This is a genomic window from Isoptericola sp. BMS4 (assembly GCF_011634835.1).
In the GTDB taxonomy this organism is placed as follows: domain Bacteria; phylum Actinomycetota; class Actinomycetes; order Actinomycetales; family Cellulomonadaceae; genus Isoptericola.
On record NZ_SIRP01000001.1, the window covers coordinates 536,026 to 559,516 of the forward strand.

General features: G+C 76.1%; 20 protein-coding genes. 9 read left to right on the forward strand and 11 right to left on the reverse strand.

The window, feature by feature from the left end:
• Positions 1 to 34 precede the first annotated feature (34 nt).
• Positions 35 to 1,327, forward strand: coding sequence for an amidohydrolase (locus EYB28_RS02340; RefSeq protein ID WP_166844505.1), 1,293 nt, complete (start codon positions 35 to 37; stop codon positions 1,325 to 1,327).
• 68 nt (positions 1,328 to 1,395) lie between these two features.
• Here the strand turns inward: EYB28_RS02340 and EYB28_RS02345 are convergent, their stop codons facing one another.
• Positions 1,396 to 2,157 (reverse strand): IclR family transcriptional regulator, encoded by a 762-nt coding sequence (locus EYB28_RS02345; RefSeq protein ID WP_166844507.1) that lies wholly within the window; start codon positions 2,155 to 2,157, stop codon positions 1,396 to 1,398.
• A gap of 154 nt (positions 2,158 to 2,311) precedes the next feature.
• Between EYB28_RS02345 and hutH the strand changes: the two genes are divergently transcribed.
• From hutH to hutI, 3 genes are read left to right on the forward strand one after another with little or no spacing between them, the layout of a single operon-like run.
• Positions 2,312 to 3,985 carry a histidine ammonia-lyase gene (gene hutH, locus EYB28_RS02350; protein WP_166844509.1) on the forward strand — a complete coding sequence of 558 codons (1,674 nt, stop codon included), beginning with the start codon at positions 2,312 to 2,314 and terminating at the stop codon, positions 3,983 to 3,985.
• A gap of 25 nt (positions 3,986 to 4,010) precedes the next feature.
• Positions 4,011 to 5,693: a urocanate hydratase gene (gene hutU, locus EYB28_RS02355; protein ID WP_166844511.1), complete on the forward strand. Its 1,683-nt coding sequence runs from the start codon at positions 4,011 to 4,013 to the stop codon at positions 5,691 to 5,693.
• Between the two features lies 1 nt (position 5,694).
• Positions 5,695 to 6,975, forward strand: coding sequence for an imidazolonepropionase (hutI, locus tag EYB28_RS02360; protein WP_166844513.1), 1,281 nt, complete (start codon positions 5,695 to 5,697; stop codon positions 6,973 to 6,975).
• 35 nt (positions 6,976 to 7,010) lie between these two features.
• On the opposite strand, the gene EYB28_RS02365 is transcribed toward hutI, so the two are convergent.
• The 4 genes from EYB28_RS02365 to EYB28_RS02380 form a co-directional block, all read right to left on the reverse strand.
• Positions 7,011 to 7,730 (reverse strand): anti-sigma factor, encoded by a 720-nt coding sequence (locus EYB28_RS02365; protein ID WP_166844515.1) that lies wholly within the window; start codon positions 7,728 to 7,730, stop codon positions 7,011 to 7,013.
• Positions 7,714 to 8,334, reverse strand: coding sequence for an RNA polymerase sigma factor (locus tag EYB28_RS02370; RefSeq protein WP_240930356.1), 621 nt, complete (start codon positions 8,332 to 8,334; stop codon positions 7,714 to 7,716). Before EYB28_RS02370 ends, EYB28_RS02365 begins: the two co-directional genes overlap by 17 nt.
• A 78-nt stretch (positions 8,335 to 8,412) precedes the next feature.
• Positions 8,413 to 9,111 (reverse strand): class F sortase, encoded by a 699-nt coding sequence (locus EYB28_RS02375; protein ID WP_166844517.1) that lies wholly within the window; start codon positions 9,109 to 9,111, stop codon positions 8,413 to 8,415.
• A complete protein-coding gene (locus EYB28_RS02380) occupies positions 9,108 to 10,016 on the reverse strand; it encodes a DUF4397 domain-containing protein (RefSeq protein WP_166844519.1) in 909 nt (302 codons plus the stop codon). Before EYB28_RS02380 ends, EYB28_RS02375 begins: the two co-directional genes overlap by 4 nt.
• Before the next feature lie 208 nt (positions 10,017 to 10,224).
• Between EYB28_RS02380 and EYB28_RS02385 the strand changes: the two genes are divergently transcribed.
• Positions 10,225 to 10,710: a DUF3054 domain-containing protein gene (locus tag EYB28_RS02385; RefSeq protein ID WP_166844521.1), complete on the forward strand. Its 486-nt coding sequence runs from the start codon at positions 10,225 to 10,227 to the stop codon at positions 10,708 to 10,710.
• 38 nt (positions 10,711 to 10,748) lie between these two features.
• Here the strand turns inward: EYB28_RS02385 and EYB28_RS02390 are convergent, their stop codons facing one another.
• Positions 10,749 to 11,711 (reverse strand): arginase family protein, encoded by a 963-nt coding sequence (locus EYB28_RS02390; protein ID WP_166844523.1) that lies wholly within the window; start codon positions 11,709 to 11,711, stop codon positions 10,749 to 10,751.
• A 414-nt stretch (positions 11,712 to 12,125) separates the two neighbouring features.
• On the opposite strand from EYB28_RS02390, the gene EYB28_RS02395 reads away from it, so the two are divergent.
• Positions 12,126 to 13,628 carry a cation:dicarboxylate symporter family transporter gene (locus EYB28_RS02395; RefSeq protein WP_370459429.1) on the forward strand — a complete coding sequence of 501 codons (1,503 nt, stop codon included), beginning with the start codon at positions 12,126 to 12,128 and terminating at the stop codon, positions 13,626 to 13,628.
• Positions 13,629 to 13,685: 57 nt separating this feature from the next.
• Here EYB28_RS02395 and EYB28_RS02400 read toward each other — a convergent pair whose 3' ends face one another.
• Both EYB28_RS02400 and EYB28_RS02405 read right to left on the reverse strand, forming a co-directional pair.
• Entirely contained in the window at positions 13,686 to 15,401 is a 1,716-nt protein-coding gene (locus EYB28_RS02400) for an urea amidolyase family protein (RefSeq protein WP_166844525.1), read from the reverse strand.
• A 2-nt stretch (positions 15,402 to 15,403) separates the two neighbouring features.
• Positions 15,404 to 16,189, reverse strand: a complete 786-nt coding sequence (locus EYB28_RS02405) for a LamB/YcsF family protein (RefSeq protein ID WP_166844527.1) — start codon at positions 16,187 to 16,189, stop codon at positions 15,404 to 15,406.
• Positions 16,190 to 16,409: 220 nt separating this feature from the next.
• Between EYB28_RS02405 and EYB28_RS02410 the strand changes: the two genes are divergently transcribed.
• On the forward strand, positions 16,410 to 18,425 hold the full coding sequence (locus EYB28_RS02410) for a M15 family metallopeptidase (protein ID WP_166844529.1): 2,016 nt from the start codon (positions 16,410 to 16,412) through the stop codon (positions 18,423 to 18,425).
• 169 nt (positions 18,426 to 18,594) lie between these two features.
• On the opposite strand, the gene EYB28_RS02415 is transcribed toward EYB28_RS02410, so the two are convergent.
• From EYB28_RS02415 to EYB28_RS02425, 3 genes are read right to left on the reverse strand one after another with little or no spacing between them, the layout of a single operon-like run.
• On the reverse strand, positions 18,595 to 20,739 hold the full coding sequence (locus tag EYB28_RS02415; protein ID WP_166844530.1) for a hypothetical protein: 2,145 nt from the start codon (positions 20,737 to 20,739) through the stop codon (positions 18,595 to 18,597).
• The gene (locus tag EYB28_RS02420; RefSeq protein WP_166844532.1) at positions 20,736 to 21,032 is read right to left on the reverse strand and encodes a hypothetical protein; all 297 of its coding nucleotides are present in this window, start codon (positions 21,030 to 21,032) and stop codon (positions 20,736 to 20,738) included. The genes EYB28_RS02415 and EYB28_RS02420 overlap by 4 nt, the downstream gene beginning before the upstream one ends.
• 57 nt (positions 21,033 to 21,089) lie before the next feature.
• Entirely contained in the window at positions 21,090 to 21,719 is a 630-nt protein-coding gene (locus EYB28_RS02425; RefSeq protein ID WP_166844535.1) for a hypothetical protein, read from the reverse strand.
• 243 nt (positions 21,720 to 21,962) lie between these two features.
• Here EYB28_RS02425 and EYB28_RS02430 point away from each other — a divergent pair, with 243 nt between their 5' ends.
• Entirely contained in the window at positions 21,963 to 22,475 is a 513-nt protein-coding gene (locus EYB28_RS02430; RefSeq protein ID WP_166844537.1) for a hypothetical protein, read from the forward strand.
• Between the two features lie 116 nt (positions 22,476 to 22,591).
• Complete coding sequence (locus EYB28_RS02435) at positions 22,592 to 23,470, forward strand: alpha/beta fold hydrolase (protein ID WP_166844539.1); 879 nt, start codon at positions 22,592 to 22,594, stop codon at positions 23,468 to 23,470.
• The last annotated feature ends 21 nt before the right edge of the window (positions 23,471 to 23,491 follow it).

A 23,491-nucleotide genomic window follows, 5' to 3' on the forward strand; every position in this document is an offset into this window, starting at 1 on the left:
GTCGCCGGGCGCTGCGCCCGGGCAGGATGACCGCATGAGCACCCCGACCGCCCGGGCCCTGACCACCGGCCAGCTGACCGCGATCTACACCGACCTGCACGCCCACCCGGAGCTGGCGTTCGCCGAGCACCGCACCGCCGGCATCGTCGTGGACCGGTTGCGCGGCTGGGGCTACGACGTGCACGAGGGGATCGGCGGCACCGGCGTCGTCGGCGTGCTCACCCACGGGGAAGGGCCGTGCGTCCTGCTGCGCGCCGACATGGACGGGCTGCCCGTCACCGAGCGCACGGGCCTGCCGTACGCGTCGACGGACACGGCGACGACGCCCGACGGGCACGAGTCCGGCACCATGCACGCCTGCGGGCACGACGTGCACGTCACCTGCCTGCTCGGCGCCGCCGCCGAGCTCGCCGACCGGCGCGACGAGTGGGCGGGCACGCTGGTCGTGCTGTTCCAGCCCGCGGAAGAGGTCGGCGGCGGGGCCCGTGGCATGGTCGCCGACGGCCTGTACGACCGGGTCCCGGTACCCGACGTCGTCCTCGGCCAGCACGTCATGCCGCTGCCCGTGGGCGTCGTCAACCTCACGCCCGGGCCGGCGATGGCCGCGACCGACTCGCTGCGGATCACGCTGCACGGCACGGGCGGGCACGGCTCCAGCCCGGAGGCGACCATCGACCCCGTCGTCATGGCCGCCGCCACCGTGATGCGGCTGCAGGGCATCGTGTCGCGGGAGGTCGGGGCGGGGGAGAAGGCCGTCGTCACGGTGGGCTCCGTCCGGGCGGGCACCCAGGCGAACATCATCCCCGACCGCGCCGAGCTGCAGGTCAACGTCCGCACGTTCACCGCTCCCGTGCGCGAGCGCGTGCTGACGGCGATCCACCGGATCGTCGACGCCGAGGCCGCCGCGTCCGGCGCGCCCCGGCCCCCGGAGTACGAGGAGATCGCCACGTTCAACCTCACCGTCAACGACGACGGCGACGCCACCGCCCGCACCCGTGAGGCCCTCGGCGCCGCGCTCGAGGCGCGGCGGAGCATCGTCGAGGCCGCCGGTGGCACGCCGGTCGTCGTGACACTGCCGCCCCTGCCCGGGTCGGAGGACGTCGGCGACCTCGCGACCGCCGCCGGCGCGCCGCTCGTCTACTGGAACCTCGGCGGGTTCGACACCGCGCTGTTCGACGGCTTCGACCTCGCGTCGGCCACCGGCATGGGGAACCTGCCCGAGGGTGTCGCCCCCAACCACTCGCCCTACTTCGCGCCGGTGCCCGAGCCGACGCTCGACCTCGGCGTGGCGATGCTCGTTGCCGCGGCCGAGGAGTGGCTGGACTGATCATCGACCGTCACGATCCGGACCTCATCGCGGCCGGATGAGGTCCGAACCGGGACGCTCGACGACGGTCAGGCGCGCGCGCCGAGGCGCCGGCCGATCTCCGTCGCGGCGCGACCGGCCGCTGCGGCCAGGTCGTCGCGGCGCGCGTCGTCGACGTCCTCGGAGAGGAACGTCAGCGCCACGCCCGCGACGGGGTAGCCGGTGTGGTCGACGGCGGCGTGCGCGACCGACGCGATGCCGGGGGTGATCTCGCCGTCCTCGACGGCGTGGCCGCGGCGCCGGGTCTCTCGCAGCACCTCGCGCAGGTCGCGCAGCGTGCGGGGCCCGACGCCGGTGCGGTCCGCCAGGACCGACGACGACGGGAACAGCGCCCGCACCTGCGCGGCGGGCAGCCGGGCCAGGACGGCGCGCCCGCTGGCGGTGAGGTGGCTGGGCAGCCGCACGTCGACGTCCGACACCAGCGTGGGCCGGCGCGGCGCCCGCTGCTCCACGAGGTACAGCACCTCCCGGCCGTTGAGCACCGCCAGGTGCGCGTTCTCCCCGGTCGTCTCGACCAGCCGCGCGACGACGGGGCGCGCCAGCCGGGCCAGCGGCGCCTGCCGCGCGTACGCCGACCCGAGGGCGAGCGACGCCGTCCCCAGCCCGTACCGGTGCTCCTCCGGCAGGTGCGTCACGTACCCCTCGTCCATCAGCACGGACAGCAGGTGGTAGACCGTGGAGCGCGGCAGGCCGAGGTGCTGCGCGACCGCCGCGGCCGGGGACGGCCCGGCCTGGGCCGCCAGGTACGCCAGCACCCGCAGCGCGCTCCGCGCCGCCGGGACGTCACCCATCGGCCTCCACCTCCGTTGTTCCGACACGGCCGTACCGGGAGGGAGCGGGGCGCGTGCAGCCCCGCTCTCTCACGGGCGACCGGCGTCTGGGATCCCAGACTGAACCCGTCCGGCGGCGGTGTCCAGCCCGGTCGGGGTGGTGTGTCCTGGCGGTATGACCGACACCCTGCACCGCACGCCCGGCCCCACCCCGACGGCCGGCCGTCCCGCGGCGGGGCGCGTCGTCGAGGTCACCGGAGACCCCCTGACCGTCGACGACGTCGTCGCCGTCGCCCGCCACGACGCCACCGTGCGCCTCACCGACCGCGCCCTGGCCGCCATGGCCGCGAGCCGCGCCGTCGTCGAGGACCTGGCCGGCGACGTCCGCCCGCACTACGGCGTCTCCACCGGCTTCGGCGCGCTCGCCCGCCGCCACATCCCCGCCGACAAGCGGGCCCAGCTCCAGCTCGGCCTGGTGCGCTCGCACGCCGCGGGCAGCGGCCCCGAGGTCGAGCGGGAGGTGGTGCGCGCGCTGCAGCTGCTGCGCCTCGCGACCCTCGCCACCGGCCGCACCGGCGCACGCCCCGTCGTCGCCGAGACGTACGCCGCGATGCTGAACGCCGGGCTCACGCCCGTGGTGCACGAGTACGGGTCGCTCGGCTGCTCCGGCGACCTCGCACCGCTCGCGCACGTCGCCCTCGCGGCGCTCGGGGAGGGATCGGTGCACGATGCCGACGGCGAGCTCCGCGACGCCGGCGAGGCGCTCGCGGCCTGCGGGATCGCGCCCCTCGAGCTGCGCGAGAAGGAGGGGCTGGCCCTCATCAACGGCACCGACGGCATGCTCGGCATGCTGTGCCTCGCGATCCACGACCTGCGCGGCCTGCTCACGACGGCGGACGTCGCGGCGGCCGCCAGCGTCGAGGCGCTGCTCGGCTCGGACGCGCCGTTCGCGGAGGACCTGGTGGCGATGCGTCCGCACCCGGGGCAGGCGGCGTCGGGCGCGAACCTGCGCGCGCTGCTCGCCGGGTCGCCGGTGGTCGCGAGCCACCGGACGTACGACGACGACGGCCGCCCCGAGTGCACCCGCGTGCAGGACGCCTACTCGCTGCGCTGCGCCCCGCAGGTGCACGGCGCCGCGCGGGACACCCTGGACCACGCCGCCGCCGTCGCGGGGCGGGAGCTCGCTGCCGCCATCGACAACCCTGTCGTCACCGTGGACGGGCGGGTGGAGTCGAACGGCAACTTCCACGGCGCGCCCGTCGCGTACGTGCTGGACTTCGTGGCGATCGCCGTGGCCGACGTCGCGTCCATGTCCGAGCGGCGCACGGACCGCTTCCTCGACGCCGCCCGGAACGACGGGCTGCCGCCGTTCCTCGCCGACGACCCGGGCGTCGACTCCGGGCTGATGATCGCCCAGTACACCGCGGCCGGCATCGTGAGTGAGCTCAAGCGGCTCGCCGCGCCCGCGAGCGTCGACTCCATCCCGTCGTCCGCGATGCAGGAGGACCACGTGTCCATGGGCTGGGCCGGCGCGCGCAAGCTGCGCCGCGCCGTCGACGGACTCGGCCGCGTGCTCGCCATCGAGCTCATGACCGCCGCCCGCGCCCTCGACCTCCGCCTCGACGACTTGTCAGACCCTGCGCGAGCTATGCACCGCGCTCAGCCTGACAAGTCGCGGACCGAGGGGGCCGCAGCCGGGACCGGGGCGGCGCACGCCCTGATCCGCTCGGTGGTCGACGGCCCCGGCCCGGACCGGTTCCTCGCCCCCGAGATCGACGCCGTCACCCGCCTCGTGGCCGACGGCGAGGTCGCCGCCGCCGCGAGCGCCGCCGTCGGCCCGCTCCGCTGAACCCCCGTACCCGAAGGAGACGACGATGACTCACGACCTCGGCACCCCGGTGCCGGTCCGTGCCCCGCGCGGCACGACGCTCACCGCCCGCAGCTGGCAGACGGAGGCCCCGCTGCGGATGCTCATGAACAACCTCGACCCGGAGGTCGCGGAGCGCCCGGACGACCTGGTCGTCTACGGCGGTACCGGCCGGGCCGCCCGCGACTGGCCGAGCTACCACGCCATCGTGCGCACCCTCACGACGCTGGCCGAGGACGAGACCCTCCTGGTGCAGTCCGGCAAGCCGGTCGGCGTGCTGCGCACGCACGAGTGGGCGCCGCGCGTGCTGATCGCCAACAGCAACCTGGTCGGCGACTGGGCGACGTGGCCGGAGTTCCGGCGCCTGGAGGCCCAGGGCCTGACGATGTACGGGCAGATGACGGCCGGGTCGTGGATCTACATCGGCGCGCAGGGGATCCTGCAGGGCACGTACGAGACGCTCGCCGCGGTCGCGGCGAAGAGGTTCGGGGGCACGCTCGCCGGGACGCTGACGCTCACCGGCGGCTGCGGCGGCATGGGCGGCGCGCAGCCGCTCGCGGTCACGCTCAACGGCGGCGTCTGCCTGGTGGTCGACGTCGACCGGTCCCGCCTGGAGCGGCGGGTGCGCGAGCGCTACCTCGACGAGGTCGCGACGGACCTGGACGACGCCGTGCGGCGGGTCGAGGCGGCGAAGGCCGAGCGGCGCGCGCTGTCGGTGGGCGTCGCCGGCAACAGCGCGTTCATGGTCCCCGAGCTGCTGCGGCGCGGCGTGGAGGTCGACGTCGTCACCGACCAGACGTCGGCCCACGACCCGCTGTCGTACCTGCCGCTCGGCGTCTCGGTCGACGAGTGGCACGACTACGCCGCAGCCAAGCCCGAGGAGTTCACGGACCGGGCGCGGGAGTCGATGGCGCGGCACGTGGAGGGCATGGTCGGCTTCGGTGACGCGGGCGCCGAGGTGTTCGACTACGGCAACTCCATCCGCGACGAGGCCCGCCGCGGCGGCTTCGACCGCGCCTTCGACTTCCCCGGCTTCGTGCCGGCCTACATCCGGCCGCTGTTCGCGCAGGGCAAGGGGCCGTTCCGCTGGGCCGCGCTGTCCGGCGACCCGCGCGACATCGCCGCCACCGACAGGGCCGTCCTCGACCTCTTCGGTGACGACGACCACCTGCACCGCTGGATCCGCGCCGCCCAGGAGCGCGTCGCGTTCCAGGGACTGCCCGCGCGCATCTGCTGGCTCGGGCACGGCGAGCGCGACCGTGCCGGGCTGGCGTTCAACGACCTCGTCGCGAGCGGCGAGGTCAGCGCGCCGGTCGTCATCGGGCGGGACCACCTCGACTCCGGGTCGGTCGCCTCGCCGTACCGGGAGACGGAGGGCATGGCGGACGGCTCCGACGCCATCGCCGACTGGCCGTTGCTCAACGCGCTGACCGCCGCGTCGTCGGGCGCCACGTGGGTGTCGCTGCACCACGGCGGCGGCGTCGGCATGGGCCGCTCGATCCACGCCGGGCAGGTGTCCGTCGCGGACGGTACCGACCTCGCGGCCCAGAAGCTCGCGCGCGTGCTGTCCAACGACCCGGGGCTCGGCGTCCTGCGGCACGTGGACGCCGGGTACGACGACGCGGCGGCCGCCGCCGCGCGTGGCGGGCTGCGCGTGCCCATGCTGGAGACCGAGCCACGGGAGGCGTGACATGCCGGAGGTCGAGCACCGCGAGCACGGCGCGACCCTGATCCTCGGGATCGGTGAGCTCACGACGAACGCGCCCGAGGCCGCCGGTGTCGACCCGGTCGACGACCCCACCGGCGTCGTCCGCGACGCCGCGCTGCTGCTCGACGGCGACGGCGTCGCCTGGGCCGGCCCGTCGGCCGACTGCGCGGGCGCCGTCGAGCGGGTCCTCGGCCGGGCGCCCGACCGGGTCGTCGACGTCGAGGGGCGCGCCGTCGTGCCCGGGTTCGTCGACTCCCACAGCCACCTCGTCTTCGCCGGCGACCGGTCGGCCGAGTTCGAGGCCCGGATGGCGGGCCGCCCGTACGCCGCGGGCGGCATCCGCACCACCGTCGCGGACACCCGGGAGGCGTCGGACGACGACCTGCGCGCGACGTTGCGGCGGCACGTCCGGGAGGCGCGCGCCCAGGGCACGACGACGCTCGAGGTCAAGAGCGGGTACGGGCTCACCGTCGCCGACGAGGCGCGGTCCGTGCGGCTCGCGCGGGAGGTCACCGACGAGGTGACGTTCCTCGGCGCGCACGTCGTGCCCGCGGAGTTCGCCGACGGCCCCGGCACGGCGCACACCCACGGGGCCGACGACTACGTCGACCTCGTGTGCGGCGACATGCTCGCCGCGTGCGCCCCGCACGCCCGCTGGGTCGACGTCTTCTGCGAGACCGGCGCGTTCAGCCCGGAGCAGGCGCGGCGGATCCTGGAGGCGGGTGCGGCGGCGGGGCTCGGCGTGCGGGCGCACGCGAACCAGCTCGGACCGGGGGAGGGCGTGCGGCTCGCCGTCGACCTCGGCGCGGCCGCCGTCGACCACTGCACCTACCTGTCCGACGACGACGTCGCGGCGCTCGCGGGGTCGTGGGCCGACGGCGGGCCGGGTACCGTCGCCACCCTGCTGCCCGGCGTCGAGTTCTCCACCCGCCACCCGTACCCCGACGCGCGGCGGCTGCTCGACGCCGGCGCCGTCGTCGCGCTCGCGAGCGACTGCAACCCCGGGTCGAGCTACACGAGCTCGATGCCGCTCATGGTGGCGCTCGCCGTCCGCGAGATGCGGATGACCGTCGCCGAGGCCCTCTGGGCGGCGACGGCGGGCGGGGCGGCGGCGCTGCGACGGGACGACGTCGGGTTCCTGGCGCCCGGCGCGCGCGCCGACGTCGTCGTCCTCGACGCGCCCTCGCGCGTCCACCTCGCGTACCGCCCCGGTGTGCCGCTGGTGCACCACGTGTGGAGGGCCGGGCGGAGCCCGGCGGTGTGAGGCGAGGCCTCGCGGCGCGGCTCGTGGGGCCGGGATCAGGCGGTGAGCGAGCCGCGCACGACCGAGTCGCCGGAGTGCGCGGGATCGCCGTCGAGCGGCTCCTCGGAGACGTCGACGACGGGGTAGGCGCCGAGGTCGAGGCCCTCCGGCACGTCGAAGCTTCCCTCGTCGCCCTCGAGGACGCCGAGGCTGACGAGCCCGCTCACGTCGGGGGTGAGCAGCCACACCTCGCGGTAGGTGCCGTCGGGCACGGGAGCGTCGAGAGAGACCACGATCTGGCGCTGCCCGTCCGCCGCCTCCGTCACGACGGCCTCGCCGGACGACCCCTGCCAGTCCGGCAACGGGTCCAGTGCGGCGGTCGCGACCGTCGTCCCGCCCGGCTCGGGAGCCCGCCTCTCCCAGAGCATGCCGCCGACGACCCCGAGGACCAGCGCGATGCACGCGGCGGCGGCCACCGGCTGCCAGGCGCGCCGCGCCCGCCGCACCGACACCTCGTCGCCCGGTGCCCGTCGCCCGGCGGTCGCGGGCACGTCGGTGGGCGCGACCTCGGCGCGCACCCGCTCCCAGACCTCCGGCGCCGGTGGCACCAGCTCGGGGTCCGCTTCCCGGGACCGGGCCACGGTCACGACCGAGGCGAGCTCCTGGGCGGTGCGCGCGCACGCGGGGCAGCCCTCGAGGTGGACGCGCTGCTCGGGTTCGAGCACGTCCTCGCCGAGGGCGTGGAGAGCGAGCGTCTCGTCATCGATATGTGGCACCGTCCACCTCCAATCGGTCGCGGAGCCGGATCAGGCTCCGTCGTACGTGGCTCTTGACGGTACCGAGCGGTAGGTCGAGCTGGTGCGCGATCTGCGCATGGGTGAGGTCACGGAAGAACGCCAGGTGCAGGATCGTCCGACCCGGGTCGCCGAGCCGCCGGAGCTCGTCCTCGATGAGGATCCTGTCCGCGACACGATCCACGGCGGACTCCGGTCCGGGTGCGGGTGCTGACACGAGACGGGCGGCGTCCTCCGACCGGTGGACGCGGGAGCGGGCCTGGTGCGCGTCGGCGACCGTGTGGCGCGTGATGCCGACGAGCCAGGCCGGCAGGCGCGCCCGCTCGGGGTCGAACCCGGCCCGGCCCCGCCAGGCGGCGACGAACACCTGCTGGGTCACATCCTCGGCGTCGGTGCGGGAGCCGAGGGAGCGGAGCGCCATCGTGTGGACCAGCGCGGACCAGGTGCTGTAGGCCTCCGAGAGAGCGGACTCGTCGCCCCGGGCGAAGCGTCGTCCGAGCTGTCGCACGGCAAGGTCGGCGTCGTCGGGCGCGTCGTCGTCGGCGTTCAGGGCGCTTCCTCGGGCTCGGGCGGTGCACGGTGCCACCGCTGACGGGCATGGTCGATTGTAGGAGGCGCGCCCGGAGCGGGACCACCGGGGGTACGGCGCGAGACGTCGGGGCCGTCATCGCTGCGGAGCCGCCGTCACCACGATGTTGTCCGAGTACGAGCGGGCGACGGGGTCCCATTCGCCGCCGCAGGTCACCAGGACGAGACGGGCGTCACCGGTCCGGCCGAACAGACCGCTCCACGAGACGTCCGGCTTGAGGGTCGACCGCACCGAGGTCACCGTGTAGTGGTGCGTCGTGCCGTCCTCGGTGCGGACGTGCACCGGGATGCCCGGCTCCGCACCGGAGAGCCGGGCGAACGGACCGACGCTGTCCTCGTCGTCGACGTGGGCGGCGATCACGGTGGCGCCGCCGGGGCTGCCGGGAGCCGGGCCGAACCGGTACCAGGCCGCCTCGTCCGCGGACTCGGGGAGCGCCATGCGGCCCTGGTCGTCCACACCGGCCGCCAGCACGGGGACGTCGATGCGCAGGGCGGGGACCTCGACCCGCTCGGGTGCGGGCGGCGCCGGCGCGGGGGAGTCCTGGGCCGGACGCACCGGCACGTCGGGCCTGTCGACGGGCCTTCTCCCGGACGTGCCGGTGTCGGGCCCCGTGTCGGGCCTGGCGTGGGGAACGACGTCCGGCCTGGCGTCGGGGCCGGGCGCCCCGGACACGCCCGCGCAGCCGGTGAGCAGGAGGGCGAGGACGACGGCCACGCCGCGGGCGGGGACTGAGCCGGCCGCCCGCGACGTGGTGCTGCGGGACCGTGACGTCATCGACGGTGCTGGTCCTGCGCCACAGGCTGCTGAGCGCTCTCGCGTGCGTGCCTGCGCATCGCGCTGACGAGCCCGACCGCCGACGCCAGGATGAGGGCCCCCACGAGCGTGCCGCCCACGACCAGCGCGATCGGCGCGAAGTCGCTGTTCCGGGCCTCGGGGCCGGCTGCGAGTCCCGACACCCCGGCAGGGACGCCGTCCGGCGAGGAGTGGAGCCCGTCGATCGTCTGGGTGGCCAGGGCCAGCGTGTCGTCGTCGAGGCTGCCCCACGCGTACGCGATCGTGCTGACCCCGTCGGCGACCTCGATGTCGGCCGGGCCCAGCACGGGCTCGGTGGTGCCCGCGGCGGCGACCGATGCCGAGACCGTGCCCGCGGGGAGGTCGAGAACGTCCTCGTCGGGGTTCTCGAGCCCGCTGATGACGGCCTCGCCACCGGCGAGCACGTCGACGGCCGGTGCCGCGGCCACGTGCCGTACGGTCAGGCGCCCTTCGCCCGCTGCGGTCGCGGACGTGTCGTTGGTGAAGAGCGTGGCGGTCGGCTGCCCGTCGGCGTCCAGGTGTGCCACCGCCGTGTAGTTCCCGCCGCCCTCGAGCTCGAGGTCGATCGGCCCGATCACGGGGTCGCTGGTGTCCTCGGCGTCCGGTGCGGTGACGGCGACGGAGTAGGTCCCGGCCGGCAGGTCCAGCGGGCCGGCCATGTCGCCGGGCTGGAAGTCGTCGACGGTGACCTCGTCGTCCACCCAGACGTCGACCGGGGTGTCGGGTACCCCGTGCATGACCGACAGGACGGCGCCGTCGTCGGTGTCGGCGGCCGCCGGCGCGGCCAGGCCGACGACGGCCAGCCCCAGCGCCGCGAGAGAGGTTGCTCCCACGAGAGCGACGTTGCGTCGTGCGGTGCGTTCCATCGTGTCCTCCAGGTCGTGGACCCCGGTGGCCCGGGTGTCTCGTACTGACACCCCTGCTTCCGCCGGACGGCCGTTCCCGGATGCATCTGGTTGAGATCCTGATCACTTTCCTGTCGAGACATGTCCGAAAGGCTCCTCCCGGTGCCGGCCGGCAGCTCGAGCGCGCGACGTGCCGGTGGCTGCCGTGGCGCGGGGTTACCGTCGAAGGATGCTCTCCGCGCCGGGTGGCGACCACGGCTTCCGCGGGTCCGGGCCGTCGGCCGGCCGGCGGATCAGCGCTCGGGCGTACGCAGGGCTGGTCGTGCTCGCCGCGGCCGCCGACGTCGTCTGCGTGCTGGGTCTCGGACTGCTCGGCGTCGTCACGGTCGCGCCCGGCGGCGTATGGCTGCCGCACGTGACCTGGCCGTTCGTCGTCGCCGCGGCGGTCGGTTGGCTCGCGGCACGAGCCTGGCGGCGCCCGTGGCGCCTCTGGCCCACGGGCGTCGTGGTGTGGGGCTGCACGTGGGCCGTCGGGGTCGCGCTCCGTGTCCTCGTCGACCGAGGCGTCTTCCCGACGTTCCAGATCGTGTCCTTCGGCTTCCTCGCCGCGACGATGCTCGGATGGCGCGGTGCTCTGGCGCTCGCCGGGGTCCTGCGCCCCGCACCTCCGCGGGTCACCGTCCAGATGGACGAGGACGACGGGTCGCCGACGTAGCGCCACGTCCCGCGGCCGGGCCGGGGGCCCCGCCCGCCTCAGCCGGCCGAGACGTCCTCACGCCGCGCGGCGAGGCCGGCCAGCACCTCCAGCACGCACAGCGCGGCCAGGCGCACCGTGCGCCCGTCGGGGGCGTCCGCGGTCGCGTCCACCTCGGCGACGTCGACGGACCGCACGCGCGGGTCCGACGCCGTGGCGCGGACCAGGGCCCGCAGCTCCCACGCCGCGAGCCCGCCCGGGACGCTCGCGGGGCACCCCGGGGCGACGGAGCGGTCGCAGACGTCCACGTCGACGTCCACGTGCACCGGCCCCCCGCCGGCCCCGGCGATCCCGAGCGCCGAGCGCACGACGGCGTCCAGCCCGCCCGGGCCGCTGCGGTACAGGTGCTGGCGCAGGTCGTCCACGGTGACCACGGTGATCCCCAGGTCGCGCGCCCGCCGGGCGTAGGCGGCCGAGTTGGCGAAGTCCGCGATGCCGAGCTGCACGATCCGCGCCGGGTCCAGCCCTGCCTCGATCAGCCGCCGCACCGGCGACCCGTTGGAGACGCCGTCGCGCAGGTCGTAGTGGGCGTCGAACGTGACCAGCCCGGCCGTCGCGAGGTCGTCGCCCCACGCGCCCAGCGCCGTCGGCACCGTGACCGAGTTGTCCCCGCCGAGCGCCACCAGGGCGTGCGCTCGCGTCAGCGCGGACGCCACGGCCGCCCGCGTCCGCGCCTCGCCGTCGTCGCCGTCCGGCTCCTCCACGTCGCCGTGGTCGACGACGGCGAGCTCTTCCAGGTCGACCGGCGCGCCGACGGGCCCCGCGACGAGGGCGGGGCTGAAGCGGCGCAGGGCCTCGCGCACGGCGGCGGGGGTGGCGTGCGCCCCCGTCGGCGACAACGAGGTGCGCCACGTCGGGACGCCGAGCAGCGCGAGCCGGGCCTCGGCGGCGACGTCGGACGGCGGGGGCCAGGCTCCCGCGCGGGGCCAGAGCGGGTCGTGGGACAGCGGTGCGGCGTTCACCCGCCGACCGTACGACGCCTATGAGTCCCCTCACACACCCTGGGCCGGGCGTCGCGCGCCTGTTAGGGTCCCGTATTCGTGGGTTCGATACTCACCATCGAACTTCTCGATCGATCCCGATCCCCGCATGGAGCACCCGTGAGCGTCAGCGTCCCCGTGAGGCACCTCCTCACCGCGCGCCTCGTCGTCGACTTCCGTCGCGTCGCCAGCGCGCTGTGTCGCTGACCCCTCGCTGACCGCCGACGCCGGCGGCGCAGCCCCGACCGTCACGAGCGGTCCCGGCCCGGTGGCCATCCCCGGTGCCCCGACCGCCACGGTCCCGCGGTGTCCCCGCATCCTGTCCCTCCCGGACGCCTGCCCGACGGCGTCCACCCTGTCCGGTGCCCTACGGCACCCGAGGCGAAAGGCTCCCTCGTGCCCCGCTCCACCACGGCGAAGATCCCCGGCGGCGAGACCCCCGCCCGGCGTCGTCTGCGCCTCCCGTCCTTCTCGGTCCAGATCATCGGCGGCCTCGTGCTGGGCGTGCTGCTCGGCTGGCTCGCGCTGTCCCTCGGCCCGCAGGCCGACGGCGAGACGCCCAACGGCCTGACCACGACGCTCGACACCATCGGCTCGTCGTTCGTCACCCTGCTCAAGGCGATCGTGCCGCCGCTGATCTTCACGGCGATCGTGGCGTCGATCGCGAACCTGCGCACCGTCACCAACGCGGCCCGCCTCGCCGGCCAGACGCTGCTGTGGTTCGCGATCACGGCGGCGATCTCCGTGGCCATCGGTCTCGGCCTGGGCCTGGCGTTCCAGCCCGGCCACAACACCACGCTCTCGGCCGCGGACGGCGCCGAGCCCAGCAGCACCGGGACGTGGCTGGACTTCCTCAACGGCCTGATCCCCACCAACGTGCTCGGCCTGGGCGCCCGCACGTCGGTCGAGGCGGGCGCGGACGGGTCCCTCTCGGCCGAGACCGGCGTCAGCTTCAGCGTGCTGCAGATCCTCGTGGTCGCGCTCGTCATCGGCATCGCCGCGCTGAAGTCCGGCCCGAAGGCGGACCCGTTCCTGGAGTTCAACCGCTCCGCGCTCGCCATCGTGCAGAAGGTGCTGTGGTGGATCATCCGCCTCGCGCCGCTGGGCACGATGGGCCTCATCGGCAACGCCGTGGCCACCTACGGCTGGGAGTCGCTGCGGTCCCTCGCCTCGTTCTCGGCGGCGATCTACGTGGGCCTCGCGCTGGTGCTGTTCGTCGTGTACCCGGTGCTGCTGCGTGCCAACGGGCTCAGCCCGATCGCCTGGTTCAGGGGCGCCTGGCCCGCGATCCAGCTCGCCTTCGTCTCGCGCTCCTCCGTGGGCACCATGCCGGTGACGGAGCGCGTCACCGAGCGAAACCTCGGCGTCCCGCGCGAGTACGCGTCGTTCGCCGTGCCGCTGGGCTCGACGACGAAGATGGACGGCTGCGCCTCGATCTACCCGGCGATCTCCGCGATCTTCGTCGCGCAGATCTTCGGCATCGACCTGTCGGTCACCGACTACCTGCTCATCGCGTTCGTGTCCGTCGTGGGCTCCGCGGCGACGGCGGGTCTCACCGGCGCCATGGTCATGCTCACCCTGACGCTGTCGACGCTGGGGCTGCCGCTGGCGGGCGTCGGCCTGCTGCTGGCCGTGGACCCGATCCTCGACATGGGCCGCACCGCCGTGAACGTCGCCGGCCAGACCCTGGTGCCGACGATCGTCGCGAAGCGGGAGGGGATCATCGACCTCGAGCAGTACCGCGCCGCGTCGGCGGACAACCTGTTCGGCGAGGACGAGGACGAGGCCGAGCAGTCCGGCGGGCCCGAGCCGTCCGCGCCGGCCGAGGACGCGCCGGCCGAGGACGCGCCGGCCGAGGACGCGGGCCGCGAGCCCGCGGAGGCGGGCGCCCGCGCCTGACCCTCCCGCCGCCCCGCGTGCTGTGGGTACGCAGATGGCGTGATTCCGCCCCCGGAATCACGCCATCTGCGTACCCACAACCGTCGGGCGGAGGCGGACGAGCGTGCCGGGCGGCAGCTGGCCGAGCAGCCACAGGTGCGTGGCGGCCACTGCTCCGACGACGGGGTAGCCGCCCGTCAGCGGGTGGTCGACGCCGAACAGCACGGGCCGGCCGTCGGGCGGCACCTGCAGCGCCCCGGTGACGCAGCCCTCGCTGGGCAGCTCGCGGTCGCGGGACGACGGCGCCCGGTCGAGCGGGCGTGCGCCGTCGAGCCGCAGGCCCACCCGGTCCGACCGGGGTGTCACCTCCCAGTCCTGGCCGCCCAGCCGGGTGGCGGCGGCGTCGAACCAGTCGTCGTGCGGCCCGAGCACGACCGGCAGGGTCGCGACCTCGCCGGGCGCGGGCAGCGCGGCGGGGTCGGGCGCCCCGACGTCGTCGGTCGCCACGGCCCCCGGCAGCACCTCCGGCCTGCTGTGGGTACGCAGACGGCGCGCATCGCGCCCCGATTCCCTGCCATCTGTGTACCCACAACGGACGCGGGTGCCCGGTGCGAGCGGGGCGGGACCGAGGCCGGACAAGACGTCGGTGGACCGGGAGCCGAGCACGGGCGGCACGTCGAGGCCGCCGCGCACCGCGACGTAGGTGCGCCAGCCCCGCGCCGGCGCACCGAGGGCGAGCTCGTCGCCGTCGGCGAGCCGCAGCGCCCGGCCGACCGGGACCGGGTCGGCCCGCTCGTCCGCCTGCTCGACGCGGGCCTGGTGGACGACGGCGCCCGGGTCGGCCCCGGCGAGCGCCACGACCAGCGGGCCGCGCGCACGGATCCGCAGCCCGCCGCCCACCGCCTCGAGTGCCGCCGTGCCGGGCGGGTTGCCCACCGCGCGGTTCGCGGCGCGCAGGCTGCGTGGGTCGGCCGCGCCGGACGCCGACACCCCGAGGTGGGCGAGCCCCGGGCGGCCGAGGTCCTGCACCAGCGTCTGCATGCCCGAGGCCAGCACCTCCAGCCCGGCGCCGCCCGTCCCGTCGGCAGTCCCGGATCTGGTCGGCAGTCCGGACTGCCGACCAGATCCGGGACTGCCGACCTGATCGCGGGGCGCGGCCCGTGCCCGCGGGCGCACCGCGACGAACCGGACCCGGTCCCCCGGGGCCCAGGGCGTCGGCGGGTCGCGCTCGGCGTCCCAGGTCACGACGTCGGTGCGGCCCACGAGCTGCCACCCGCCGGGGCTCTCGCGCGGGTACACGCCCGACCAGGGGCCGGCCATCGCCACCGCGCCGGCCGGCACGCGGGTGCGCGGCGTGGCCCGGCGCGGCACGGACAGGCCCGGGTCGTCGCCCGTGAGGTAGGCGAACCCGGGCGCGAACCCCACGAACCCGACCGTCCACGCCGCCGCCGTGTGGCGCCGCACCAGCGCGTCGGTGCCGCAGCCCAGCAGCCGCGCCACCTCGTCGAGGTCCGCGCCGTCGTACACCGTGGGGACCTCGACGAGCCGTCCGCCGCCCTCGGCCACGTCAGGCGCCCGGGCGACGGTCCCGGCGAGGGCCCGGAGCGCGCCCGCGAGGCCGGCCGCGTCCACGCGCCAGGGGTCGAACGACACCAGCAGCGTGCGCGCGCCGGGCACCGTCTCGCCGACGCCGGGCACGGGGTCGGCCCGCAGCCGCGCGTGCAGCGCCACGGCGTGCGCGAGGTCGTCCAGCTCGACCAGCAGCACGTCGTCGCGGGCCCGGCGGACGCGCACGCTCAGCCGCCCGCCGTCGCGCCGGCCGGACCCGCGAACGCCCGCACGGTGACCCCCGCCTCGTCGAGCACCGCACGGACCCGCTCCGCCATCGACGCCGCGCCGGGGGTGTCGCCGTGCACGCACACCGAGTCGGCCTCGACCGCGACGACGCTGCCGTCGACCGCCTCGACCATGCCCTCGGTGGCGAGCCGCAGCACCCGCCGTGCCACGACCTCCGCGTCGTGGAGGACGGCGCCCGGGACGCCGCGAGGCACCAGCGTGCCGTCCGGCGCGTAGGCGCGGTCGGCGAACGCCTCGGTCGCCACCGGCAGCCCCATGCCGGCGGCGACGGCGAGTCCCGTCGTGCCCGGCTGGCCGAGCACGACCAGCCCGGGGTCGATCTCGGCGACCGCGGACGCGACGTCGCGGGCGACCCGCTCGTCGCGCGCGGCCGCGTGGTAGAGCGCCCCGTGCGGCTTGACGTACGCGAGGCGCCCGCCCTCCGCGTCGACCAGGGCCCGTAGGGCGCCGAGCTGGTAGAGGATGTCGGCCCGCAGCTCGTGGCTCGGCACGTCCAGGTCGCGGCGGCCGAAGCCGTCGAGATCCCGGTACCCCACGTGCGCGCCGACGGCGACCCCGCGGGCGAGGGCGACGGCGACGGTGTGCCGGATCGTCAGGGGGTCGCCGGCGTGGAAGCCGCACGCGACGTTCGCGCTGGACACGACGGCGAGCATCCGCGAGTCCTCCTCGAGCCCGCGCAGCGCGAAGCTCTCGCCGAGGTCGCTGTTCAGGTCGACGACGCTCATGGGCCCAGTGTGCCTCGCGGCTCGGGACGGTCGGCGGGGCGGCCGGCACGCGGCAGCCGGGCCTCCGCGCGGAGAGAGGTTCGCCCGGGCGGAGGGGTGGCACGCGACCGCCGGTCGGCGCACAGTGGGAGTGTCGGGATGTCGCCTGCGTCACACGGCTCGCGGCGGGTGTGCGAAGATGCGGGCGCTGACGCATCGATGCCGAGGGAGGTATGCGGTCGTGACGTCTGCGCGAGGCGCTGACCAGGGACGCCGTCCGGCGTCCCTGTCGTCTGCCCGTCGGGTGCTGCGGCTGGTCGGTACCGGGACGGCGTCGTGCGTCCTGGCGGCGGGTCTCCTGGCGCTGCCCGTGCTGGGCATGCCCGGCGGCAGCGCGCTCGACGCCGCGCAGGACCTTCCCGAGATCGGTGCCGGCAGCCCGGTCGGTGCCGGCGTCTCCGTCGGCGTGGTGCGGGCCGAGACCGCAGAGCGGCCCGCCACGGTCGACGAGGTGCTCGAGGTGCTGGAGCGCGCCGAGCGCGCGGCCCACGAGGAGGGTCGAGCGCGGACCCCCGAGATCGACCAGGCCGCCGCCGAGCTGGGCATGCTGCTCAGCACCTATCTCGCGCAGGAGGCGGCCACGCGCGCCGGGGTCGACGGCGACCGGCCGGCGTCCGTCGCGGAGGGCGAGCCGGCGCCGGAGGAGCGTGAGTCCGGGACGGACGCCGGTGCCGAGCCCGCGGAGCGCACCTCCCGCAACGCCGGCGGCGACACGACCGACGACACCACGACCGACCCCGCGGGCACCGGGGAGACGGGCACGACGGCGTCCGGCACGACGGCGCTCGGCGACGGGGGGCCCGATGACGCGGCGTCGGACGGCGCGGAGACCGAGGACACCGCGCCCGGCGACACGAAGTCCGGCGGTGCGAAGTCCGGCGGTGCGAAGTCCGGCGGTGCGGCGGCCGGCGCGACGACCGAGGCCCCCCGGACCGCCGACGACACCTCCGAGGGTGCGAAGGCGGACGACACGACGTCGGACGGCGCGAAGACCGGCGGCCCGAAGGCGGACGACCCGAAGGTGGACGACCCGAAGGCGGACGCCGCCGGCGAGGCCGGCACGGAGGAGCAGGGCGGCGCGGCGGGCGAGCGCGTCCCGGGCGAGGCCGGTGACGCCGGCGAGTCGGTGGCCGCTGCCGGCACGCCCGCGACGGAGGACGACGGCAGCACGGCCGCGGGCGACGGCGGCCCGGACGTCGCGGAGGGCCGGCCGGAGGCCGTCTCGTTCGACGACGTGGTGGTCGCGGCGGCCCGGCTCGCGAACCTCCTGGACCCGGCGTCGGCCACGCTGGTGACGAGCATCGTCCCGGCGCACGTCGCGGGCGACCTGGCGTTCTCGGCGTCCGGGGGCACGCTCACGGCCGGGCTGCGGGCCGTCGTCGAGAAGTACGCCGGGAGCACGGCCGGGTACGCGAACGGCCGGATCCCCACGTCGGTGCTCTGCCCCCTGGACTTCGCGCCGGGTCACATGCTCCGCTGCGACGCGGCCGAGCAGCTGATGGCGCTCAACGAGGAGTACGAGGAGGAGTTCGGCACCGCGATCCCGATGACGGACTCGTACCGCCCGTACGACGTCCAGGTCCGGCTCAAGCAGACCAAGCCGTACCTGGCGGCCGTGCCGGGCACGTCGAACCACGGGTGGGGCCTGGCGGTCGACCTGTCGACGCCGATCTCGACCGGTCGGTCCGCGGAGTACGCCTGGCTGCGCGTGCACGGGCCCGACTTCGGGTGGGACAACCCGTCGTGGGCGCGGCTCGACGGGTCCAAGCCGGAGCCCTGGCACTTCGAGTTCTTCGCGGCCGGGCCGATCCCGGACCGCGCCTGGCACCCGAGCGACGTGGTCGGCGCGGGCGGTGCGTCCGACGGCGGCAAGGGCGGCTCGCAGGCCGCGGACCGGCCGCGGGCCGGTCAGGGGCCCGGCAGCGGCCACCGGGACGAAGGTCGTTCCGGCGGCGAGGGCACCGGATCGGCCGGCGGAGACCGCGCGTCGGGCGGGGGCACCGGGGGCGGTGGCGGGTCGCACACCGCCCCGCCGGCGAAGCCGTCGGACGGCCCGAGCCCGAAGCCGACGCCGTCCGAACCGAAGCCGTCCCCGTCCGACCCCACGCCGAAGCCGTCCCCGTCCGACCCCACGCCGAAGCCCACTCAACCGCCTACTCTTGACAGCCTGACGACGCGTGTTGCGACGACCGCTTGAACCCGCCAGGGCCGCCCCGCTCAGAAGTGCGGGCGAGCCCGCGCGGACGAGGTCGCGCTCTGCCCGCATCGAAGGCCCGACCCGTGCGGGGGAGATGGGACGTCGCCGGGATCGGCGCCGGCAGCCGCGTCTGCCGAGATGCGCGGGGAGGAACCACGAGCGCGGCGCGTCATGACTCGCAGGACACCTCGCCCGGCTTCCGCCCGGCGCCCGACGAGCTGGCGTAGGACTCGCCGAACAGGGCGCACGCCGACTGGCTGTCCGGGTCGAGGTTCACGGCGCGCAGCTCGGCCTCGTCCCGCGTGTACGGCTCGCCGGTGTCCGAGTTGATGAGCGTCATGTCGTGCTCGACGACGGCCTCGTACACGGGGTCGGCGAACTGCCGGCGCACCTCCGCCTCCGAGGCGAGCACCTCGGCGCGGGCGATCTCCACGTGGTCGGGCATCGTCTCGGCGACCGTGCCTGCCGCGAAGGTGATCCCGGTCGAGGCGGCGGGGTGCAGGGGCGCGGTGCCGTACCCGATCAGGTCGACGACGGCGTCGCGCCGCTCCATCCGCTCCCGGGCGGTGCTGACGGTGTCGGCCTCCATCGCCCCCGCGATCTCGCCGACGTCGTGCAGGTACCGGTCGCCGAGGTTGTCCCGCACCGACGTGTAGCTGCCGTCGTAGGCGCCGGAGACGGCGCGCTCGATCACGTCGTCCCGCAGCCGGACGGCGCCGTCCAGCCAGGCGTCGGCCCCCTGCGGGCCGTGCGAGGTCGCGGTGATGACGTCCCCCAGGGCGAAGGCGTCGAGCTCCGGCTGCACCACGGTGCGGGGGCGCTCGTCGGACTTCTCGGCCAGGAGCACGTCGTCGGTGACCCCGGGCTGCTGGTCCTCTGCCGCCTCGGCGAACGAGGGGACGTAGGGCTCGTAGGCGGTCGCGATGTCCTGACCGGCGCGGTCGGAGACCGGGGTCGCCAGGAGGCCGCCCCGCATGTCGCGGGTGGCGTGGGCGACGAGCTGCGCCGCGCGGGCCTGGTCGGCGCGCCGGGGCGAGTCGCTGCCCTCGCGCACAGCGGTGCGGAACAGGCGGGCGACCGCCTCCCCGCCGTCGGGCCAGCCGGGCCGTGGCGTCCACAGGGCCGGTGCCGCCCACCCGAACCAGGCCCGGCTGTGCCGCGCGAGCCGGCCGTCGTCCGCCGGGGCGAGCTTGTCGAAGGCCAGGCGGGGGTGCCGTGCCAGTCCCGCCGCGACCGCGGTCCCGACCACCGCTGTCCCCGCGCGGCCGAACAGGTCGCCGCCCGCCTCGTCCCAGCGCGCGACGAGGGCGTCGTACGCACCGCCGTGCACGCCGGCGGGCAGGGTCGGCGGGAGCATCGCGGCCGCGATCCCCGCCCGCGCCTCGAACCCGCTCCACCGTCCGACGCCGTCCACGACGGCCGCGCCGAAGGCGGTCCGCTCGGCCGGCGTCGCGGTGCGCGCCCAGTCCGCGACTCCGTGAGCCAGCGCGGCCCGCAGGTCGTCGTCCGGGGGCGGTGTGGGGTCGCGGTAGTTCGGCCCGAGCGCACGGTAGACGTCCCCGGGCGTGGCGGTGTCCCAGAACGACGGCCAGAACACGGCGTCGTCGGCGTGCGCGACGAGCACCTCGCGCAGCTCGCCGCGCAGCAGCCGCCGCTCGTCGTCCCGCCCGCCACCGCCGGCCGGCCCGAGCAGGGCGGCCACGCGCCGGCCCTCCAGCCACGACGCGCGGTAGTCCGCCGTCGACGTGCCGGCGAGGGCGGCCGCTCGCACGGCCCGGACCTCGGCCAGGCCGCCCAGCACGGCCGCGGTCCGCAGCGCAGAGGCGTGCTTGGCGTCCCGCGCGGCGCGCCACTGCGCCTCGGCGGCGACGGCGTCGGCCCGGGCGGCGAGCAGATCGCCCTGCGTGGCGGCGGGCCAGGCGTCGCCCAGCCCCGGTGTCACGTTCCACGTGAAACTCCCTCCCGCGCCGAGCAGCGTCTCGTGCTGCCGCACGCGGGCGAGCGCGTCGTCGCGTCGCGCGACGGCGTGCCCCGCGGCCGCCTGCTCCCGCTCCAGGACCTCGGCGTGGCCGCCGAACGCCGTCGCCGCGGAGCCGAGCCCGCCCGCGCACGCCGTCAGCCGCTCCAGGACCTGGGCCAGCCGGTGCCGGGCCCCCGACACCGCGTCGCTGCGCTGCCCCTCCAGCCCGCCGGAGACCCGGCGGACGGCGGCGTGCGCGTCGTCCAGCGCCGAGGCCGCCCGTGACGCCCGGTCCGCGAGCGTGCGCAGGCCGGGGCTGTCGCCGGTCAGCGGGAGGTACTCGACGTCGCTCATGCGGGACCGCCCAGCAGGTCCGCGACCTCGGTGGCGGTGACGCGCTCGGCGTCCTCGAACGCGGCCGCGGCCCGGGCCAGGGCGTCCGCGAGCGCGCCGACCTCGGCGACGAGGGCGTGGTGCGTCGTGCCCCATGCCGCCCAGAACTCCTGGGTGGCGGTGTCGAGGACGGCCGTGCCGGTCGTGGCGGTGGTCCCCGATCCGGCGCGCGCGAGGCCCACCGCCTCGGCGGCGGCGCGGAGGCGGGTGGCCGCGTCGGCGAGCGTGTCCGTGTCGAGGTCGAGGTGGGCCATGCGTCCGCACGCTAGCCGTCACGGGCGTGGCATGCGGCGCGTCGTCCACAGGCCCGCTCAGTCCCACCACAGCCGGTACCAGTGCTCGGGCGGCCCGTCGTCGGGGAGGCCGAAGCCCCACCAGGGGGTGATCTCGTGCGGGGGCACCCGCATGTCGTCGATGCCCAGCGTGGTGCGCACGTGGTCCAGCAGGGCCGCGGGCCCGGCGTCGGAGGCGAGGTCGACCGCGGCGTCGGTGCGCACGAGGACGCCCTCGACCGTGAGACGTTCGTCGCACCGCGCGGGCCCGACGACGTACCCGTGGGCCAGGAGCCGGTCCGGGTGGGCCGCGACGGCGCGGAGCACGGCCCCGAGGGTGGGGCCGTCGTTCTGCCGCTCGCTCGCGAGCCGCGCCTCGTCCATGAGGTCGAGCAGCCGCGCGGCGGCGGGCCCGTCGAGGAGGCTGAACGGGTAGAACGCCGACGTGGCGAGCGCGCCCGCGCCGAGCAGCGGCTCGAGCGGGACGTCCGCCCCGGCGTCGAGCAGCCACCCGTGGTCGTCCGTGCACCACGGGGCGTGCGCGGTGCCGGGGGCCGTCGCGAGGTCGCGCTCCAGCGACCACGCGGTGCGCAGGTCGACGAGCACGGGCGACACGAACCGTTCGGCGGGCACCTCGGCGAGCGGCAGGGTCGGTGGTGCGGATGGCATACGGTCTCCTTCGTCGCGGGGAGCGGCCCGGCGGCCGCGGTCGGGCCCACGCTGCAGGGCGGAGGGGACGACCGGGGGCGCACGGCGTCGGCCTGTGGACGAGCGGGTGCTGTGGACGACGTCACGACGGTGCGGGCTCGTCCGGTGACGTCCGCCGCGGCGCGGGGCGTCCGCTGTGGAAGAACAGCCGTGACAACGTGGCCCACGACGACGCATGCTCGACGCGAGCACATCAGGAGGACGATGACCCACCGCACCACCCGCCCCGAGCCGCGTTCGTACCCGCCCACCCCCGACAGCGAGCCGGTCAGCGACGAGATGCTCGTCGTGACGGCCAAGAGCTACGCGCCCGGCGGCGCGGTCTCGCCGCGGACGCTGTACTTCCGGCGGCCCGAGCTCGTCCGCTACGAGGTGGGCGAGGGCGTGCTGTCGGTCGAGCTCGCGGCCACGGGCGACACCGCCGCGACCACGCGCCACTTCCCGCTCACCGAGCTGCTCGAGTTCGCCACCGAGGGACCGACGCCCGCCTACGAGCGCGCCTTCGACGCCTGGACGCGCGCCTCGTTCGGCGTCGACGCGGAGACGTACCGGACGATGAGCAAGGCGTCGAAGGACGTCACGATGGCGGAGAAGCTCCGGCTGCAGATCGCCGAGGGGCTGGGCGTGGACCCGGACGACGTCCACTTCCACGGTTCGTTCTCGCTGGACGACGATGACGACGTCGACGACGAGGACGGGCCCCCGGACGACGACTGACCGGATCCGCGGCCCGCGCGCCCGCGGGACGTCGGACCGGGTGCGACGAGTTTCGTAGTCGGGCACCGTCTGAGGTGGAGACACGCCATCCGCGTGACCAGCAGACGGAGGACACCGTGACCGAGACGACGACCTGCACCCTCGACCTGCCCGACGCCGTCCTGACCTACGACGTGCGCATGCCCGCCACGCCGGGAGACGTCCCGGCGCTGTTCGTCCTCGGTTCGCCGATGGGCGCGTCCGGGTTCGCCCAGCTCGTCGAGCACCTGGATGACCGGCCCGTCATCACCTACGACCCGCGCGGCGTCGAGCGCAGCACGCTCGCCACCGACGGCGAGGTGTCGGTCGAGATCCACGCCGAGGACTGCCACCGTGTCCTCGAGGCCGCCCGCGCCGTCGTCGGCGCCGGGCCGGTCGACGTCTTCGCATCGTCGGGCGGCGCGGTGAACGCGCTGTCGTGGGTGGCGCGCCACCCGCACGAGCTCGGCACCGTGGTGGCGCACGAGCCGCCCCTGTGGGCGCTGCTGGAGGACCGCGACGTGCAGGCGAAGGCCGCCGCCGACATCGTCGAGACCTACCGGCGCGACGGGTACGGGCCGGCGATGGCGAAGTTCGTCCAGCTCGTCATGGAGCCCGAGCCGCTCACCGAGGAGTACCTGCGCCGCCCGGCCCCCGACCCGGCGGCGTTCGGCATGCCCACCGAGGACGACGGCTCCCGCGACGACCTGCTGCTCGGCCGGAACATGGCCACGATGCCGGGCTTCGAGCCGGACCTCGACGCCCTGCGGACCTCGACGGTGCGGCTCGTCCCCGCCCGCGGCGAGGCGGGCGAGGGCACGATGGCACGGCGGGGCGCTGAGGCGCTCGCGGCGGCGCTGGGGGCCGAGCCCGTGGAGTTCCCCGGCGACCACGGCGGGTTCGCGGCGAACGAGTGGTCGCCGGGCAACGACCCGGCGGCGTTCGCGGCCCGGCTGCGGGACGTGCTGGCCGGCTGACGACACAGGGTGGCGCCCAGG